Genomic DNA, 18060 nt, shown 5'->3' with positions numbered 1-18060 from the left:
GCGAAGTCCCAGCTCACGCCTGCTCCAGCAACCAGTTGCGCACCCGCGTCGCCGCCCCGCTGAGCTCGCGCGAGCGGGGCCAGACCACGTGAAAGGCAAGCTCCGTGCGCAGCGCATGGCCGCCCACCTCAATGAGCTGCCCCTGTGCCACGAGCTGCCGCACGAGATGACTCCAGCCTAGCGCAATACCCTGGCCGGCAAGCACCGCCTGGATCACCAGAACATAGTCGTTGATCGCAAGCCTGCGGCTTGCCGGCTTGTAGTCGATGCCGGCGGACGCGAACCAGTCCGGCCAGCTACAGGCTTGGCGCACCGGCTCTTCCAGCCAGATCAGCGGATGTCGGGTGAGGGCTTCAGGTGTTTCGGGCATGCCATGCGCCTCGACAAAGGCGGGGCTTGCGACCGCCGTAATTACCTCGGGTGCCAAGAGCGCCGAGTGATAATGCGGCCAGTCTTCCGCCCTGCCGCCGCGCACGCCAAGCGGGATTGCTTCTTCCTCGAGGTCGAGATCCCGCACGCTGGTCTGGATGCGCAAGTCGATATCCGGCAGGTCTTCCCGCAGCGCCGTGAGCCGCGGCAGCATCCACATCGAGGCGAAAGCCGTGGAGGCGGCGAGTGTCACATTCACCTCGCGACCTTTGCTGCGAATATCCTCTGCCGCCCGCCCGATGCGGGATAATCCCGCCGACACATCGGCATGAAACCGCTCGCCCACCTCCGTCAGCCGCGCCGCCCGGTGCTGGCGCTCGAAGAGCGCGACGCCGAGCTGCTGCTCCAGCCCGCGAATGGCATAGGAGACCGCAACCTGCGACATGCCGAGTTCGGCCGCAGCCCGGGTGAAATTCTCATGCCGCCCCGCCGCCTCGAAAACGATGAGTGCATTAGCCGACGGGATCAGGTTACGATAGGGTGTCATAAGGTGAGCTTATTGCATCGCGAGGAATTTTCCAGCGTCACAGGCCACTTGTGCTGCACTAGCCTCAAATAAACGCGAGGGCAGGGTGATGGACAGTGTGACTGTAGAAGCAACAGGCGGCAGAAAAAACAGACCGGTGCGGCGCAGCGCCGGCTCGCAGTCGGGGCTGAAGGTCCCCTTCATTCGCCGCAACATCCCGACCTATGATATTCTCTCGGAAGAGAACCTCCAGCGTATCGAGGCCGTGGCCGACAAGATCCTCGCCGAGATCGGCATCGAATTCCGCGACGATCCTGCGGCCCTCGAACTCTGGCGCAAGGCCGGAGCCGAAATCGACGGCCTGCGTGTCCGTTTTCCCAAGGGCATGCTGCGCGAGATCCTGGCGTCAGCCCCACCGGTCTTCACCCAGCACGCCCGCAATCCGGCCAACAATGTCGAGATCGGCGGCAGTGCCGTGGTCTTTTCGCCCGCCTATGGTTCGCCCTTTGTCATGGATCTCGACAAGGGTCGCCGCTACGGCACGATCGAGGACTTCCGCAACCTCATCAAGCTCGGCCAGTCCTCGCCCTATCTGCATCATTCCGGCGGCACGATCTGCGAGCCGGTGGATGTGCCGGTCAACAAGCGCCACCTCGATATGGTCTACAGCCATATCAAATATTCCGACCGCGCCTTCATGGGTTCGGTCACGGCGGAAGAGCGCGCCGAAGAATCGATCGAGATGGCGCGCATCCTGTTCGGGGCCGATTTCGTCGACCGGAACTGCGTCATCCTCGGCAATGTCAACGTCAATTCGCCGCTGGTCTGGGATGGCACCATGACCAAGGCGCTCCGCGCCTATGCCCGCGCCAACCAGGCCGCCGTCATCGTGCCTTTCATTCTGGGCGGCGCCATGGGGCCGGTCACGTCTGCGGGTGCTATCGCCCAGTCGCTGGCCGAAACCATGGCCGGCTGTGCGCTGACCCAGCTGGAGCGCAAGGGCGCGCCCGTCATCTTCGGTAACTTCCTCTCGTCGATGTCGCTCCGCTCCGGCTCCCCGACCTTTGGCACACCGGAACCCGCGATCGGCTCCATGGTCATCGGCCAGCTTGCGCGGCGCCTGAAGCTGCCGCTCCGCTGCGCTGGCAATTTCTCCAATTCCAAGCTGCCGGACGCCCAGGCCATGCAGGAAGGCGTCATGTCGATGCTGTCTGCCGTCCATTGCGGCGCCAATTTCATTCTCCACTCCGCCGGCTTCGTCGATGGCCTGCTCGCCATGTCCTACGAAAAGTTCGTAATGGACACGGATTTCTGCGGCGCGCTCCACTCCTACCTCGCCGGTGTTGTCGTCGACGACAATACGCTGGCTATGGATGCCTTCGAGGAAGTCGGCCCCGGCAGCCATTTCCTCGGCTGTGCCCACACCATGCGCAACTACCAGACCGCCTTCTGGGACTCGGCCCTTTCCGACAACGAACCCTTCGAGAAATGGTCGGAAGCCGGCTCGACCGACATGGCCATGCGCGCCAATGCCCGGTGGAAAAAGACGCTCGCCGAATACGAAGCGCCGCCTTTGGACATCGCTACCGACGAAGCGCTCCTTGATTATGTGGAACGAACGAAGCGCGCCAAGCCGGACGCCTGGTACTGAATAGGACGCAAAGACGCATGACTGAGAGCCGGGATCCGCTCCTCCAGCCCTTCCAGCTGAAACACCTCACCTTAAAGAACCGCATCATGTCGACGGCGCATGAACCGGCCTACTCGGAAGCCGGCATGCCAACGGAGCGCTACCGGCTCTACCATGTCGAGAAGGCGAAGGGCGGCATGGCGCTGACCATGACGGCAGGCTCCGCCAGCGTCAGCCGCGACAGCCCGCCCGCCTTCGGCAATCTGCTCGCCTGGAAGGACGAGATCGTCCCGCATCTGAAGCGCCTGACCGACGACTGTCACGAGCATGGCTGCGCCGTGATGATCCAGCTCACCCATCTCGGCCGCCGCACCAATTGGAACAAGGGCGATTGGCTGCCGGTGCTCAGCCCCTCACCGATCCGCGAGCCGGCGCACCGCCATTTCCCGAAGGAAATCGAGGATTGGGACATCGAGCGCATCGTCGCCGATTATGCGACTGCCGCCGCCCGCATGCAGGAGGCCGGGCTCGACGGCATCGAGTTCGAGGCTTACGGCCACCTGATGGACAGCTTCTGGTCGCCGGCCACCAATCGCCGCGAGGACGAGTTCGGCGGCTCGCTCGACAACCGCATGCGTTTTTCAAATCTAGTGATCGATGCCGTCCGCAAGGCCGTCGGCCCCGACTTCATCGTCGGTATCCGTATGGTCGCCGATGAGGACTGGGACAAGGGCCTCTCCCGCGACGAGGGCGTCGAGATCGCCCGCCGCTTTGCGAGCGGCGGCAAGATCGATTTCCTCAACATTATCAGGGGCCATATCGAGCACGATGCGTCGCTCAACGACGTCATCCCGATCCAGGGCATGGCGGCCTCGCCGCATCTCGATTTCGCCGGCGACGTGCGCGCGGCGACGAAGTTTCCGGTCTTCCATGCCGCCCGCATCGCCGATGTGGCGACCGCCCGTCATGCCATCGCCGAAGGCAAGCTCGACATGGTGGGTATGACCCGCGCCCACATCGCCGATCCTCATATCGTCAGAAAAATCATCGAGGGCCGCGAGGATCAGATTCGCCCGTGCGTTGGCGCAACCTACTGTCTTGACCGCATTTATGAAGGTGGCGAGGCGCTCTGCATCCACAATGCCGCGACCAGTCGCGAAGCACTGATCCCGCATAATCTTCCCAAGGCAGCAACGTCCCGCAAGGCCGTGGTCGTGGGGGCAGGCCCCGCCGGCCTCGAGGCCGCTCGGGTGCTCGCCGAGCGCGGCCATAGGGTCGAGGTGCTGGAAGCCTCGGCTAAGGCCGGTGGCCAGGTCAATCTGATGACCCGCAACCCGCGCCGAAAGGAAATGGTTGGTATTATTGATTGGCGCCTGGCAGAACTTGAGCGTCTCGGCGTCACCATCCACTACGACACCTATGCCGGTGCCGACGACGTGCTGGCCTTCGAACCCGATCTGGTGGTGATTGCAACCGGCGGCATTGCCCAATCGCCGGAACTGGAAGCGGGCGAAGATCTGGTCGTGTCGAGTTGGGATATCCTGGCCGGTGCCGTGAAACCGGAAGGTCCCGTGCTGCTCTTCGACGACAATGGCGGCCATCAGGGCATGAGTGCTGCCGAAGTCATCGCCAATGCAGGTGTCGAGCTGGAAGTCGTCTCGCCAGAACGCTTCTTTGCGCCTGAGATGGGCGGCATGAACCATGTGCCTTACGCCAAGACCTTCGCGGAAAAGAATGTCCGTGTCACGATCAACACGAGGCTGACCGGCGTCCGCCGCGACGGCAATGCCTTGCTCGCAACACTCGGCTCGGATTTCTCGGATGTCCGGGTTGAAAGGCGCGTGGCGCAGGTGGTCGTCGAACATGGCACCCTGGCCAATGCCGATCTTTATCTGGAGCTGAAGCCCCTGTCGCGCAATCGCGGATCGGTGGATTATGCGGCACTGATTGCCCGTCGCGCGCCGCTGCCGGTGAAAGATGAGAACGCCAGCTTCGACCTTCTGCGCATCGGAGATGCCATCGAAAGCCGCAACATCCACGCCGCGATCTACGACGCGCTGCGGTATGGCAGCCTGCTCTGAGCACAAACGCGAACAGGCGGCGCCGAAGCGCCGCCTGTCACGATTTTGAGCTGGTGGCTCAAATTAGTTGTTGGTCGACGACGTGGTCGTGCCGTCTGCAGGCATGCCCGTGCCGGTCGTGCCGGTGGTCGTTGCCGCGCTGTCGGCATCATCGGCCTGATCGTCCAGAGTGCGGAACTCGGGAGCATTCTTCAGGCTCTCGGCCGTCTCTGTGGTCGTCAGGCGGATTTCCGCTTCGGCAACGACTTCAGCCTTGGTGTCGCCATCAGCTGCGGCGTCGGCTGCATCGCCAGAGGCGGTTTCGCGTGTAATCGTGATCTTGTCGAACGGAATGGCGACATTCTTTTCGCCGATACCGAGGAAGCCACCGACGCCGACGATTGCGGCGACGACACCGCCGTCGTTCTGGACCAGCAGGTCGTTGATATCACCGATCGACTGGTTGTCGGCCGTGTAGATGGCCTGGCCCATGAAGTCGTTGACGCTGATCTGGTTTTCAGCCTGTTCGGTCAGATATGTGCCAGAGCCGGCCGCAGCATCAGCAGTGGTGTTCGGAGCAACGGTGCTGTTCGAACCCATGGTGCCGGTTGCGCCGGTCGCATCCGTGGTGCCGCCCGAAGCGTCAGGCGAGACAGGAGCGGTGGTAGCCGGAGGCGTCGTGGTGGTCGTGCCCGTGGCGTCCTGGGCGAAAGCGACCGGTGCCATGGCGGTGGAACCAAGCAGCATGGCTGCGGCGATCGTCGTAAGGGTCTTTTTCATGGTGGACCTACCTTTCCTCTGAGATGGTCTTGCGACTGACACGGCCCTGGGCGGCTGCCCTGGGCTGCGTCGGTTCGAGAGGAAAATGCCTGGCCGTCGTCTTCGTTCCCTGGATTATTTTGCCGATTTCGTGGAACAATTCAGACGCTTGGCGGTTTGGCGGCCCCTGTGGCGCCAGCCGGAAACATGCGGAGTCACCACCATTCCCAGCCACAGAGATGGGCCGGTTCGCCTGTCAGGCGCACCGGCCTCTGAGGTCGTTAGAGTTTGAAGAAGGGTTCCGGCTTGCCCTTCACCGGAATGCCGAGTTCGAAGATCTTGCCCGCATCGACGTCCTCTGCCCGTTCGCTGTCACTCATGCCTTCCCAGCATGAGGTGACGGCAAGACGGTCGAAGCCCGGACCGAAAAAGGCGGGGCAGGTGGGCCGGCGCGTGGGCATCTCGTAGCGACCGATATGGCGACCATCCGGGCCGTAGCGGTCGACAGCACCACCGTCCCAGTTCGAATTCCAGATCGTGCCGTCGAGATCAACCACGGATCCGTCGATCACGCCATTGCGTCCCGACTGGTCGATGAAGACGGAGGGGGCACCTCGTGGCAGGCCGGTTTCCGGGTTCAGGTCGACACGCATCATGTGATTGACCTTGGAATCGTTGAAATAGCCGACGGCCCCATCCGGGGAAAAACAGATGCCGTTAGGAATGCTGACCGCTTCGAACAGCTTGGTCACCTGGGTTCCCGCAACGTGATAGATCGCACCGGCGCCGGTATCGGCTGTCTTGCTCATGGTCCCGATCCACAGGGCGCCGCTCGGATGCATGCGACCGTCGTTCGACCGGTTCTGCGGCTTGTCGGCCTCAAGGCTGGCATAAGGCTTGAGCACGCCCGATGCGCGCTCGCGCAGGAAAAGTCCCTGATCTGACGCAATCAACTGCCGGTCCTTGTCGATCACGGCAAGGACGCTGCCGAGAAAGGGGAGCGCGTGTTTGGTGAAGGCGCCTGTCTCCACGGCCAGCTCGCACAGTGTCTTGCCGAGGATGTCGAACCAGAACAGCGAACCGGACAGCGGATCGAATGTCGGCCCTTCGCCCAGCTCCTGACTCTCGTCCACCAGCACCTTACCCTTGAAGCTTTCTGTCGAAATCACGTGCGTCTCCTCGTCGATCTATTGGACCCTGTCGGCAATAACTGTCTTGTGACAGGGGTTTACGGTAAAATACAGGGGGTCTCTGGACCCTCCGGCGTCTAAAAGTCTATGCTTTGAAACCTTAAGGGGTAGAGATTCGCGTGTATGCTCTCTTTTTTCTCCCGGGGGTTCACTCCTGTCGCGCGCTGCTACCCAGGAATGGGCAGGGCATGTGGATCAAATCGTGGATGATGCGTTCCACAAGCTCTCGAACAACCGAAGGTTTGGAAAACTGTTGACCTGTTCTTCGTGCTATTTGGGATTCCTCGTGACGGCAGGCTTGGCCGTGAAGAAAACGCACTCATGATCGATCTGGATCCGTCCGTGACTGAACGCATCGGAGACCTCGTGGTCGAGGTCAAAAGCTTTAAAACCCAGTTCGACGTCTTCCGCTTCATGAAGCGTGCGACGGAACTGTTTGGCGCGCGTTGCTTCATGGTCCTCAACATGCCGGGTCCGACGGCGCGGGATCTCGGCAGCAGTTCGATCATCACCAACTGGCCCTCCGACCTTCTGACGGAATTCGACCAGGTCTCGCTTCTGTCCGACAGCCCGGTCCTGGCCCATCTGCGCCGCGCCTCCATCCCGTTCCGCTATGATGTCGATGACAATGCGCTGCTGCGCGATCCACGCTCGGCGGAAGTGTCGAAGTCGCTCTTCAAGCGCTTCCGCATGAACCGGGGCGCCTATTTTCCCGTGCATGATGCAAGTGGTGCCCGTGGGGCGGTCTCTTTCAATGGCGATCGCGAGCCATTCACCAACAACGAGATGATGGAACTGACCTATCTCTCGATCCACGTCTTCAACCGGCTGGCGGAGATCCGCGAGCTCGATAGCCGCAACAGCGACATGCTGACGGAGCGTGAACTGGATTGCCTGAACTGGACGGCTGCCGGCAAGACCAGCGTCGAGATCGCCGAAATCCTGACCCTGTCGGAGCACACCATCAACCACTACCTCAATCGGGCGACCAAAAAGCTCGATGCCGTCAACCGCACGCAGGCCGTGGCAAAGGCGTTGAGGCTCGGCCTGATCAAGTAATCTGTCCATCTGTCGCTTTTTTAAGCGCGATCTGGGTCGTCGCCTAGATTACCGGCAGTTTCGCCCACCGTTGATACCTTCTTTTCTGTCTTTGCCCCGCCAGACGCCGCATATGCGCCATTCGACGAGTTGGCACGCTTCCTGCTTCATCCTGTTCAGTCCAGAGGGGACGCTGCATGGCGCCCATATAAGGGTGCTGCAAGGACAAGCCGCCGCGGGGAACTCATACCCGACGGCGGCTTTCCTGATTTATCAATCTCAGAAAACGTGTCGCAGAGCGCCATCCGCATTTGCGGTTGGCGAAGGCGCAGCACTCCATTATCTAGTCCGCAGCAGAATGCAGCGGAAAGAGGAAGATGATGGCCGAGTTGACGCGCGACGTGGTTCTGGAAGCGCTGGGGCGTGTTCGGGGGCCAGACCTCGACCGCAGCATCGTCGAACTGAAGATGGTCTCCGACATCTTCATTTCCGATGGCAAGGTCTACTTCTCCATCAATGTGCCGGCAGAACGCGCCCAGGAACTGGAGCCGCTGCGCCAGGCGGCCGAGCGCACCGTGAAGGCGCTTCCCGGCGTCAAGGGTGCCGTCGTCAGCCTCACCGCCGAGCGTAAGCAGGGCTCCGCACCGCCCCCGCCGCGCCCGCAGGTCGGCGCGCCCGCCCATTCGCATTCCCCTGCGCAGGGCCACAGCCATGCACCGGCCCCCTCCGGCACCCAGCGCTCGAAGGCAGGTGTGCCCGGCATCGGCGCGATCATCGCCGTCGCGTCGGGCAAGGGCGGCGTCGGCAAGTCGACGACGGCGGTCAATCTGGCACTGGCGCTCAAGGCGAATGGCCTGCGCGTCGGCATCCTCGACGCCGATGTCTATGGTCCATCGATGCCGCGCCTGCTCGGCATCACCGGACGCCCGCAGCAGATCGAAAACCGCATCATCGTTCCGATGGAGAACTTCGGCATCAAGGTAATGTCGATGGGCTTTCTGGTCGACGAGGGCACCGCCATGATCTGGCGCGGCCCCATGGTCCAGTCCGCCCTCATGCAGATGCTGCGGGAAGTCGCCTGGGGTGATCTCGATGTCCTCGTTGTCGACATGCCGCCCGGCACAGGCGACGCTCAGCTGACCATGGCCCAGCAGGTACCGCTGTCCGGTGCCGTAATCGTCTCCACCCCGCAGGATCTTGCTCTCATCGATGCCCGCAAGGGCCTCAACATGTTCAACAAGGTCGAAGTGCCCGTGCTCGGCATCATCGAGAACATGAGCTATTTCATCGCCCCGGATACCGGCAATCGCTACGATATCTTCGGCCATGGGGGTGCCCGCGCCGAAGCCGAGGCGATCGGCGTGCCTTTCCTCGGCGAGGTGCCGCTCACCATCTCCATCCGCGAGCATTCCGATGCCGGCACCCCCGTCGTGGTCGCCGAGCCGGACAGCCCGCAAACGGCGGTCTACCTGTCGATTGCCGAGAAGGTTTGGGCCGAGGTTAAGGCACGTTCGGGTCGCGCAGCGCCCGCCATCGTCTTCGAATGAGGCCAGAAAACAGGTTTTGATGCGTCGTTTTTGCGGAGCAGCTGTGCAAACGACGCATCTCCCGCCGCGTGATTCGTCTTGGCTTTATCAACGGACTGTGATTGTGTCCCCGCCCACAGTCACCGAGGCGACCATGAGAGCGACCTGTCCTTGATCAGGGCCTATAGAACAGACGGCAGCGCCGAGATTCTCGGCCCCCAGTCCGCCAAAGACCACATTTCTCCGGACATCATCTGGATCGACCTCATCAGCCCGAGTGTCGAGGAAGAGGAATATGTCGAGCGCTCGATCGGCATTCCGTTGCCGACCCGGGAGGAGTTGAAGGACATCGAGCCTTCCAGCCGCCTTTATGTAGAGAATGACGCGGTCTACATGACGGCCTCGCTGATCTACAAGGCCGATACACCTCTGCCGCAGCTGACCGATATCGCCTTCATCCTGCATGACAACCGGCTGATCACCATCCGCTATGCGGAGCCAAAATCCTTCGCCCTGTTCGCCGCCAGCCTCCTCAGGCTGAACGGACAGTGCAAGTCGGGCGCCGCGCTGCTCGGCAGCCTGCTTGAAACGGTTGCCGACCGCACGGCGGAAATTCTCGAAACGCTGGCGGCCCGGCTCGATGCGCTGTCGGTTGCCGTCTTTGTCGATCGCAAGGCTGCCAAGCGGCGCCCACCGCGCTTTCTCGAAGACAAGCTGCTCGACATTGCCGCGCACCATCAGCTGGTCAGCAAGGTGCGTGACAGTCTCGTCTCCCTTTCCCGTCTGGTCACCTTCCTCAGCTCCCAGTCGGTCATTCGGTCTGATACGCTGGCAACTGAACTCTGCACCATTGTTGCCCGCGACATCCAGTCGCTGGCGGAGCATGCTGCATTCGTCGGCAATAATATTACATTCATGCTCGACGCCTCGCTCGGCCTGATCAGTGTCGAGCAAAATGCCATCATCAAGATCTTCTCGATTGCGTCCGTGGTGTTCCTGCCGCCCACGCTCGTCGCGTCGATCTACGGCATGAACTTCCGACTGATGCCGGAGCTCGACTGGAGCTTCGGATACCCGTTGGCGCTGGTCGCCATGCTGGTCTCGGCAGTAATACCCTTCTTGTTTTTCCGTTGGAAAGGCTGGCTCTGACGAGCCTGTAGTCCCATGCAACACAGCGAAACCCAGTCGGTGACTGGTCCCAAGGACTTGCGCAGCCTGTTTGTGCTGGCGCTCGGCTCCGTCGGCGTCGTCTATGGCGATATCGGCACGAGCCCGCTTTATGCGTTCCGCGAGGCACTGAAGCCGATCGGCGCCGACGGCATCACCCGCGTCGAGATCATCGGCCTTATCTCGCTGATGATCTGGGCGCTCACCATCATCGTGACGCTCAAATACGTCCTCTTCCTGCTGCGCGCCGACAATGACGGCGAAGGCGGCACGCTCTCGCTGTTGGCGCTTCTGTCGAAAACCGCCAACGGACACGGCAAGATCTTGATGGTGCTTGGCCTGATCGGTGCCGCTCTGTTTCTCGGCGATTCCATGATCACGCCGGCGTTGTCGGTCCTGTCGGCGGTCGAGGGCCTGAAGCTTGTCGCCCCCAGCATGTCGGAGTTCATTCTGCCGATCTCGATCGTCATCCTGATCGGTCTATTTACCGTTCAATCGCGTGGCACCGGCGCCGTGGCGCGTTATTTCGGGCCGATTACCGCCGTCTGGTTCATCGTGATGGCCGCGGGCGGCATTGCCCATATCTCGGACGATCCGGGCATCTTTGCCGCCTTCAATCCGTGGTATGCGATAAGCTTCATGCTGCGAGAGGGTTTTCTCGGTATCGTCGTGTTGGGTGCCGTCTTCCTGACTGTGACCGGCGCCGAAGCGCTCTATGCCGACCTTGGCCATTTCGGCCGCCGTCCCATCCAGTGGGCCTGGTTCCTGCTGGTCTTCCCGGCGCTCGTGCTGAATTATCTCGGTCAGGGCGCTCTCGTCCTGCACAACCCGGCCGCCGCCTCTGATCCGTTCTTCCTGATGTTCCCGTCTTGGGCGCTGTTGCCGATCGTTATCCTCGCCACCTTTGCGACGATCATTGCCAGCCAGGCCGTCATCACTGGCGCCTTCTCGTTGGTGCGTCAGGCAATCCATCTCGGCTTCCTGCCGCGCATGCAGATCCTGTTCACCTCCGAGACACAGACCGGCCAGATCTACCTGCCATCGGTCAATACGCTGCTGCTCTTCGGTGTGATCGCGTTGGTCCTTCTCTTCAAGAGTTCGGAAGGCCTTGCCACCGCCTACGGTATCTCCGTCACCGGCGCCATGGTGGTCACGACCATCATGGCCTTCGAATTCGTGCGCAAGAAGTGGCAATGGAGTTTGGCGCTGGCCGTCACCGTGCTGACGCCGCTTCTCGTGCTTGAACTCGTCTTCCTCGGGGCAAACCTCCTGAAGATCCATGACGGCGGCTATGTGCCGGTGCTTTTCGCGGCAGCCTTCACCATCGTCATGTGGACCTGGCGGCGTGGCACCGCAATCATCTTCCAGAAGACCCGCCGCGACGATATTCCGCTCGAATCCTTCATCGGCATGATCGAGAAGAAGGGTGACCATGGCCCCGCCTGTGTGACGGGTACCGCCATCTTCCTGACCAGCGACCCCACCCGGGCGCCGGCGGCGCTGATGCACAATCTCAAGCACAACCACGTCATCCACGAGCGCAACATCATCCTGACGATCCGCACTCTTGGCCGTCCGCGCGTCACGGATGAACAGCGATTCGAGGTCGAGGAACTGTCGGAACGGTTCTCACGTGTCGAAATCCGCTTCGGCTTCATGGAGACCCAGAACGTGTCGAAGACCCTGGCCAGCCTGCGCCGCGGCGGACTGAAGTTCGACATCATGTCGACCTCCTTCTACCTCGGACGCCGCAAGCTTGTGCCCGGCAAATCTATGGGCATGCCCCATTGGCAGGACCGCCTCTACATTGCCCTTGCCGACCTCGCCGCCGACCCGTCCGACTATTTCCGCCTCCCGGCCAACCGTGTGGTGGAACTGGGCTCGCACGTGATCATCTGATCGGTCTTCGTTCAGCAAAAGATAGTAAGCCGTCGGGGCGACCCGCCGGCTTTTTGCGTCTGGAGGATGCTCTTCCGCCCCGCCCGCGCCCCGCGTTAACCATCCATCAAGGTTAACGAGAGATAGTTTGCTAATGTAGTCCCCGTCGCTTCCGCGTAGTGTTGGAGTTTGGCCTTGCGTCTCTCGTTGCGTCCTTCGAAGAAGGCCCTGTCTCGCATGGAGACCTGGGCCTCTCCCCTGGTGTTCGGCCTCGCATCCTGGCTGATCTTCCCAACCGTTGCCGCTCAGGCCGATATGGCCGGTATGCTGGCCGGTCTCGACCGTGGTGCCAGCAACTGGCGCATGGTCCTGACGGCGTCGCCCGCCGGTTCGATCCACGCCGCGAGCCTGTCCTTCCCCGGCGAACAGTCCGAAAGCCTGCAGGCGGGAACCGGCCTGGTGCTTCCCGACGGTCGCCGCATTGCCTTCGATGGCGGCAAGGCCGATCCCGATGCTCTGCCGGACGAGATGCGCGTGACGCGTGATCTGAAGAAGGGCAGGGTGGTCGCGGTCGAGCCCATGTTGCCGCCGCGTGCCTTCTCGGCCGGATCGATCCTTCAGCGGACAAGCTTTCTTCTCGATCCCAGGGTTAACGGACCTGCCGCCTTTTCGCGTGAGGATCGCAAGGCAAAGCCGGTGGAGCTTGCAAGCTTCTATTTCAAGCGCGAAGCCCGGCCCGCCGATGCGGCCATGCCCGCCATGATCGCAGATCTCGTCACGAACACGACACCGGATGTGCTGGCGACCGCCTACGCGCCGCCGGCCCCCGACTATGCCAGCGTCTCACCCTTCGATTCGATCCTCGCCGACAAGGATGAGGGTGCCGGCCGCTTCATTCCCGATATCGGTCCGCAGGACCATGCCTGGGCGGCGACCCCGCTCCCGGCGACCGTCTTCTCCACCAAGGAACAGAAGTGCCTGGCCGAAGGGATCTATTTCGAGGCGCGCGGAGAATCGGTGAAAGGCCAGGCAGCGGTCGCCCAGGTCATTCTCAACCGGGTCCGCAATCCCTACTACCCCAATTCGATCTGCGGCGTCGTGTACCAGAATGAAGACCTCCGCAATCGCTGCCAGTTCTCCTTCGCCTGCGACCGCATCCCGGATCTGGTGACGTCGCCGCGCCACTGGAAGATCGCCAAGGAGATCGCCATGGCCGTGACCGCCGGCAAGATTTGGTTCAAGGACGTCGGCTCGGCCACCCACTATCACGCCACCTATGTCCGGCCGAACTGGGCGCCCACGATGAAGCGGGTGGAAAAAATCGGCAAGCACATCTTCTATCGCACCTATGGCGGCGGCTGGAGCTGAGGCTATCGCAGTCGGGATAGCCAGCCGGTGAACACCGGCACGATCAGGAATGATAGGAGATAGGTGACAGGAACGGCGAATAGGATCGGGATCAAGGGGCCGAGATTGCTCTCCGGCCAGAAAGTCAAGCCGATCTCCACGCCGATCCACCAGCCCAGCACAAGGCTGATCACGATACGCATGAAGAACCGTGCCATGCTTCACCTCGCCACCGCTGAGAGCCTCAGCTTCCTTGTTCCTCACAGGAAATGCAAGCGACGTTGAGCCGGCCTTAGGGGCCGCTCGCTAAGCGACTCCGTCTCTTGCCTCTCCACGGATTCCCGCCAGCTGCCGCGACCAAGTGGCTCGATTTGTCTCTTGTCATCCGGCAGGAAACGCGACCTTACACTTAAGTCTATGATTTTTTTCGGTTAATTTGTGGTGTAACTTGCCCCTTCTATGCCTTGACTATGCGGGGTCTCAAAATTATGGTGCGCCCGACTTCAAAGCGGGCCACAAGGGTTTGTCTCCGGCCGTTTCTGCATTCAATTCGGGCGCAAACGGCCCATCGAAGACGGAGCGGGCGTAGAGGATCATGACGGATAACCGGGAAGAAAGTCTGGACGAACGTCGTCGACGATTGGCTGCGGAACTCGCACAGCGGGGTGTCGCGGACAAGACCGAAGAACGCGACGAGATCCGCGCCGAGGAAACCCGCAAGGGCTACGGTATGGCGATGAAGATCTCGAGTGAATTCATCTCGGCCGTCATCGTTGGTGCGATCCTGGGCTATCTTTTTGACCACTTTGTGGGCACGGGTCCCTGGGGCATGATCGTGATGCTGCTCCTCGGTTTCTGTGCCGGCGTGTTGAACGTCATGCGGACTGTCGGAATGGTGGCCTCGCCACATCCCGCCGACCGCAGAATGGATTTGAAAGATAAGGGCGAAGACCTTTAACGGTCATTGCAGGACGGAAGTGCCCGCCTCTGGCGGCAAAAGCGAAAGAGCAGAACGTGTCGAACGATCCTACTCATCAGTTCCTGGTTCAGAAGATTGTGCCGATCGAAATTGGCGGAATTGATTTTTCGTTCACCAACGCATCGCTCTTCATGGTCGCAACGGTCGCCGTTGCCGCCGGTTTCCTCTATTTCTCCACGGCCAATCGCGGCCTGATCCCGACGCGCATGCAGTCGGTCGCCGAGATGTCCTACGAGTTCATCGCCTCGATGCTCCGAGAAGGGGCAGGAAGTCACGGGATGAAGTTCTTCCCCATGGTCTTCTCGCTGTTCATGTTCATCCTGACGGCGAACCTGCTCGGCATGATGCCCTACTTCTTCACGATCACCAGTCAGATCGTCGTGACTTTTGCGCTTGCGCTCTTCGTCATTGGCACCGTGGTGGTCTACGGCTTCTATAAGCATGGCTTCCACTTCCTGCAGATCTTCGTGCCGAGCGGTGTTCCCGGGGCGCTTCTGCCGCTGGTCATCATGATCGAAGTCATTTCGTTCCTGTCGCGTCCGATCTCGCTCTCCGTGCGTCTCTTCGCCAACATGCTGGCCGGACACATCACGCTCAAGGTTTTCGCAGGCTTCGTCACCTCGCTCAGCGCACTTGGCGCTCTCGGCATCGGTGGTGCGATCCTGCCCCTTCTCATGACCGTCGCCCTGACGGGTCTCGAGTTCCTCGTCGCCTTCCTCCAGGCTTACGTTTTTGCGGTGCTGACTTGCATGTACCTCAACGACGCAATACACCCCGGCGGGCACTAAGGATCACCGACATCGGCGCTGTCGCGCCAGTCAACAGCCGCAAACAACCATCTCGAAGGAGTTCATTCATGGAAGCGGAAGCAGCAAAGTACATCGGCGCAGGTCTGGCTTGCTTTGGCATGGCCGGCACGGCTCTCGGCCTCGGCAACATCTTCGGCAACTACCTGTCGGGCGCTCTGCGCAACCCGTCTGCCGCTGACAGCCAGTTCGGCCGTCTGGTATTCGGCTTCGCCGTCACGGAAGCTCTGGGCATCTTCTCGCTGCTCATCGCTCTCCTGCTCCTCTTCGCCGTCTAATACCGGCTTTGAGTCTGGGATCACGGCGCGCCGCAGGGCAGCCGTGATCCTGTGCATTTGAATACACCTGGAGGTGAGCATGTTCGTGACCCCCGCCTATGCCGAAGAAGCGCCGGCAGAGGGCCAGATTAACACCGAGACCGGCGTTGCCCATGAGGAGCATGCCACCGGTGTGTTCCCGCCGTTCGATACCACCACCTTTGCCTCGCAGCTGCTGTGGCTGGTCATCACCTTCGGCCTCTTCTACATGCTCATGCAGAAGGTCATCGTACCGCGTGTCGGCAGCATTCTCGAGAATCGCCACGACCGCATCGCGCAGGACCTCGACGAGGCAGCTCGCCTTAAGTCTGAGGCCGATGCCGCCATTGAAACATACGAGCGCGAACTGAGCGCAGCCAAGGCGAAAGCCGGCCAGATCGCTTCCGTCGCCCGCGACGAAGCCAAGGCAAAGGCTGACGCCGAACGCGCCAAGGTCGAAGCCGACCTGAACGCCAAGATCGCCGCTGCCGAAACGCGCATCGCCGAAATCAAGGCAAAGGCATTCGCTGAAGTCGACACGATCGCCATCGACACCGTTGGTTCGATCGTCGAGGAACTGATCGGTTCCAAGGCGACCGCTGCTGACATCAAGGCCGCCGTGTCCGGCGTCGCCAAGCAGGGAGCGTAAGCAACATGCATTTCGACGCAACATTCTACGCCTTTGTCGGCCTCGTTCTTTTCCTGGCCCTGATCGTCTACCTCAAGGTGCCTGGCATCATCGCCAAGTCGCTGGACGAACGCGCCGACAAGATAACCGCTGAACTGGCCGAGGCCAAGCGGCTGCGCGAAGAGGCCCAGCACCTGCTGGCCGAATATCAGCGCAAGCGCAAGGAAGCCGAGGCCGAAGCAGCAGGCATTGTCGCAGCAGCCGAGCGCGAAGCGACCGCACTGGCTGCTGAAGCCAAGCAGAAGACCGAAGAGTTCATCGCGCGCCGCAACGCGCTCTCCGAGCAGAAGATCAAGCAGGCCGAGACGGAAGCCGTCAACGCCGTGCGTTCTGCAGCCGTTGATCTCGCCATCGCTGCTGCCGAGAAGGTTCTGGCAAAGAAGGCCGACGAAAGCGTCCAGCAGGCGCTGTTCAAGGCTTCTGTCGGTGAGGTAAAGTCGCGCCTGAACTGAGTTCGGGCGGCGTCGATTGCGCCGTAGCTTTCAAACGCCCCGATCCTCAGCGATTGGGGCGTTTTTCGTTTGGAGTGATCGGCATGACATTACGCACACTCTTTCTGTCCTTTTCCGTAGCAGCACTCGGGAGCCTGATATCGACCTGGCCGGCCTCGGGTGAGGAGAAACTGGCCTGGCATGGTTGGAGTGGCGATGGCGCAGCACAGCTCGTCTATGGCGTCGCTGAAAGCGACCACGTCCTTTTGTCTTTCGCCTGCGAGCAGAGTGGCAGCCCCATCCACCTCGTCTACCCCTATGAGCCGAAGCAGCCGAAAGATGGCGCACTTTATGACGTGACGCTGAAAGCCGGAAAACAGACCATATCTGTCAAATCGACCGGTACGCGGCTGGAGATGGACGACCTTTTCATTCTCGAGGCAGACCTTCCCGCAGGGGCAAACCTCCTTGGCTTGCTGACGGCGAGTAAGAGGCTGACTGTCGCTGTGGGCAAGGATGTGACTGAACTACCCCTGGAGGGGGCAGCGATCGCCGGCTCGGCCCTTTTCGAAATCTGCGGGCGCTAGGCGGACCGAGGGCACGTTTCCATCACAGCGCGAGATTTGACTCCAGCGCCGGCCTGAGCGGGCGGAAACTCATCCGGTGCAGTGGGCAGGGACCATGCGCCACGATCGCGCTGCGATGCCGATCGGTGCCATAGCCTGCATGCAGATCGAAACCGTAGTCGGGATAAACAAGGCCGGCCCGCACCATCATTCTGTCGCGCATGACCTTTGCAAGGATAGAGGCAGCGGCAATGGAAACCGAGCGGGCATCACCCTTAACCACGGCTTCGCCCGAGCAGTCGAGTCCCGGCGGCACGTCGCGACCGTCTGTCAGCACGTGTCTTGCCTCGAGACAGAGCCCAGCGACCGCGCGGCGCATGGCGTCAAGGCTCGCCTTGCGGATGTCGATCACATCGATCCGGCGCGGCGAAGATGAAGCAATCGAGACTGTCGCCGTCGCGATGATTTCCTCGTAAAGTGCCTCGCGCTGCCGGGCGGACAGTTTCTTGGAATCGTTGAGGCCATCAGGGATGCGCTTGGGATCGAGAATGACGGCGGCGGCAACGACAGGGCCTGCGAGAGGGCCACGGCCCGCCTCGTCGGTGCCGGCAACCGGCCAGCTCCCCCGCCGCTTCGCACGGCTCTCCAACGAGAAATCCGGGACGAGCGGCAGGTCAGGAAAAAGGCCAGGAGAATCGGGTGGCGTGCGCGTTTTCATGCGGCAGAAATCGCACGCGCACCCGACCTCCTGCAAGTCCCCGGTCCCCTCGGCGTTTGACGACCTTGGGGGCGGCTTACCAGGGA

18 protein-coding genes are annotated in these 18060 nt (G+C 61.5%); 13 read left to right on the top strand and 5 right to left on the bottom strand.

Annotated elements, in window-relative coordinates; translation table 11 throughout:
* Positions 1-13: 13 nt before the first annotated feature.
* Entirely contained in the window at positions 14-916 is a 903-nt protein-coding gene (locus tag ASE36_RS04620) for a LysR substrate-binding domain-containing protein (RefSeq protein WP_062275997.1), read from the bottom strand.
* Positions 917-1004: 88 nt separating this feature from the next.
* Between ASE36_RS04620 and ASE36_RS04615 the strand changes: the two genes are divergently transcribed.
* On the top strand, positions 1005-2546 hold the full coding sequence (locus ASE36_RS04615) for a trimethylamine methyltransferase family protein (RefSeq protein ID WP_062275995.1): 1542 nt from the start codon (positions 1005-1007) through the stop codon (positions 2544-2546).
* A 17-nt stretch (positions 2547-2563) separates the two neighbouring features.
* On the top strand, positions 2564-4606 hold the full coding sequence (locus ASE36_RS04610) for an NADH:flavin oxidoreductase (protein WP_062275993.1): 2043 nt from the start codon (positions 2564-2566) through the stop codon (positions 4604-4606).
* Positions 4607-4669: 63 nt separating this feature from the next.
* Here ASE36_RS04610 and ASE36_RS04605 read toward each other — a convergent pair whose 3' ends face one another.
* Together ASE36_RS04605 and ASE36_RS04600 are read right to left on the bottom strand one after the other, a co-directional pair.
* Complete coding sequence (locus ASE36_RS04605) at positions 4670-5365, bottom strand: PRC-barrel domain-containing protein (protein ID WP_062275992.1); 696 nt, start codon at positions 5363-5365, stop codon at positions 4670-4672.
* Between the two features lie 260 nt (positions 5366-5625).
* A complete protein-coding gene (locus tag ASE36_RS04600; RefSeq protein WP_062275990.1) occupies positions 5626-6513 on the bottom strand; it encodes an SMP-30/gluconolactonase/LRE family protein in 888 nt (295 codons plus the stop codon).
* 342 nt (positions 6514-6855) lie between these two features.
* Here ASE36_RS04600 and ASE36_RS04595 point away from each other — a divergent pair, with 342 nt between their 5' ends.
* The 5 genes from ASE36_RS04595 to ASE36_RS04575 all read left to right on the top strand — a co-directional run bounded on the left by ASE36_RS04595 (position 6856) and on the right by ASE36_RS04575 (position 13511).
* On the top strand, positions 6856-7593 hold the full coding sequence (locus ASE36_RS04595; RefSeq protein WP_062275987.1) for a LuxR family transcriptional regulator: 738 nt from the start codon (positions 6856-6858) through the stop codon (positions 7591-7593).
* A 359-nt stretch (positions 7594-7952) separates the two neighbouring features.
* Complete coding sequence (gene apbC, locus ASE36_RS04590; protein ID WP_062278065.1) at positions 7953-9119, top strand: iron-sulfur cluster carrier protein ApbC; 1167 nt, start codon at positions 7953-7955, stop codon at positions 9117-9119.
* Positions 9120-9269: 150 nt separating this feature from the next.
* Positions 9270-10247, top strand: coding sequence for a magnesium transporter CorA family protein (locus tag ASE36_RS04585; protein WP_062275985.1), 978 nt, complete (start codon positions 9270-9272; stop codon positions 10245-10247).
* 15 nt (positions 10248-10262) lie between these two features.
* Positions 10263-12164, top strand: coding sequence for a potassium transporter Kup (locus ASE36_RS04580; RefSeq protein ID WP_062275983.1), 1902 nt, complete (start codon positions 10263-10265; stop codon positions 12162-12164).
* A gap of 216 nt (positions 12165-12380) precedes the next feature.
* Positions 12381-13511 (top strand): cell wall hydrolase, encoded by a 1131-nt coding sequence (locus ASE36_RS04575; protein ID WP_062275981.1) that lies wholly within the window; start codon positions 12381-12383, stop codon positions 13509-13511.
* Positions 13512-13513: 2 nt separating this feature from the next.
* Here the strand turns inward: ASE36_RS04575 and ASE36_RS04570 are convergent, their stop codons facing one another.
* Positions 13514-13708, bottom strand: a complete 195-nt coding sequence (locus tag ASE36_RS04570) for a hypothetical protein (protein WP_062275979.1) — start codon at positions 13706-13708, stop codon at positions 13514-13516.
* Between the two features lie 377 nt (positions 13709-14085).
* Between ASE36_RS04570 and ASE36_RS04565 the strand changes: the two genes are divergently transcribed.
* The 6 genes from ASE36_RS04565 (at position 14086) to ASE36_RS04540 (ending at position 17277) form a co-directional block, all read left to right on the top strand.
* Entirely contained in the window at positions 14086-14448 is a 363-nt protein-coding gene (locus ASE36_RS04565; protein WP_062275971.1) for an AtpZ/AtpI family protein, read from the top strand.
* Between the two features lie 56 nt (positions 14449-14504).
* The gene (locus ASE36_RS04560; RefSeq protein ID WP_062275969.1) at positions 14505-15257 is read left to right on the top strand and encodes a F0F1 ATP synthase subunit A; all 753 of its coding nucleotides are present in this window, start codon (positions 14505-14507) and stop codon (positions 15255-15257) included.
* Positions 15258-15325: 68 nt separating this feature from the next.
* Positions 15326-15553, top strand: a complete 228-nt coding sequence (locus tag ASE36_RS04555; protein WP_006466154.1) for a F0F1 ATP synthase subunit C — start codon at positions 15326-15328, stop codon at positions 15551-15553.
* 79 nt (positions 15554-15632) lie between these two features.
* Positions 15633-16220, top strand: a complete 588-nt coding sequence (locus tag ASE36_RS04550) for a F0F1 ATP synthase subunit B (RefSeq protein ID WP_062275967.1) — start codon at positions 15633-15635, stop codon at positions 16218-16220.
* A 5-nt stretch (positions 16221-16225) separates the two neighbouring features.
* Entirely contained in the window at positions 16226-16711 is a 486-nt protein-coding gene (locus ASE36_RS04545; protein WP_062275965.1) for a F0F1 ATP synthase subunit B, read from the top strand.
* 83 nt (positions 16712-16794) lie between these two features.
* Positions 16795-17277 carry a hypothetical protein gene (locus tag ASE36_RS04540; RefSeq protein WP_062275963.1) on the top strand — a complete coding sequence of 161 codons (483 nt, stop codon included), beginning with the start codon at positions 16795-16797 and terminating at the stop codon, positions 17275-17277.
* Between the two features lie 22 nt (positions 17278-17299).
* Here ASE36_RS04540 and ASE36_RS04535 read toward each other — a convergent pair whose 3' ends face one another.
* Entirely contained in the window at positions 17300-17974 is a 675-nt protein-coding gene (locus tag ASE36_RS04535) for a ribonuclease HII (protein WP_062275961.1), read from the bottom strand.
* Between the last annotated feature and the right edge of the window lie 86 nt (positions 17975-18060).

The sequence above is a fragment of the Rhizobium sp. Root274 genome (assembly GCF_001429245.1).
Classification (GTDB): domain Bacteria; phylum Pseudomonadota; class Alphaproteobacteria; order Rhizobiales; family Rhizobiaceae; genus Allorhizobium.
This window is presented reverse-complemented; position numbering and strand designations above follow the sequence as displayed.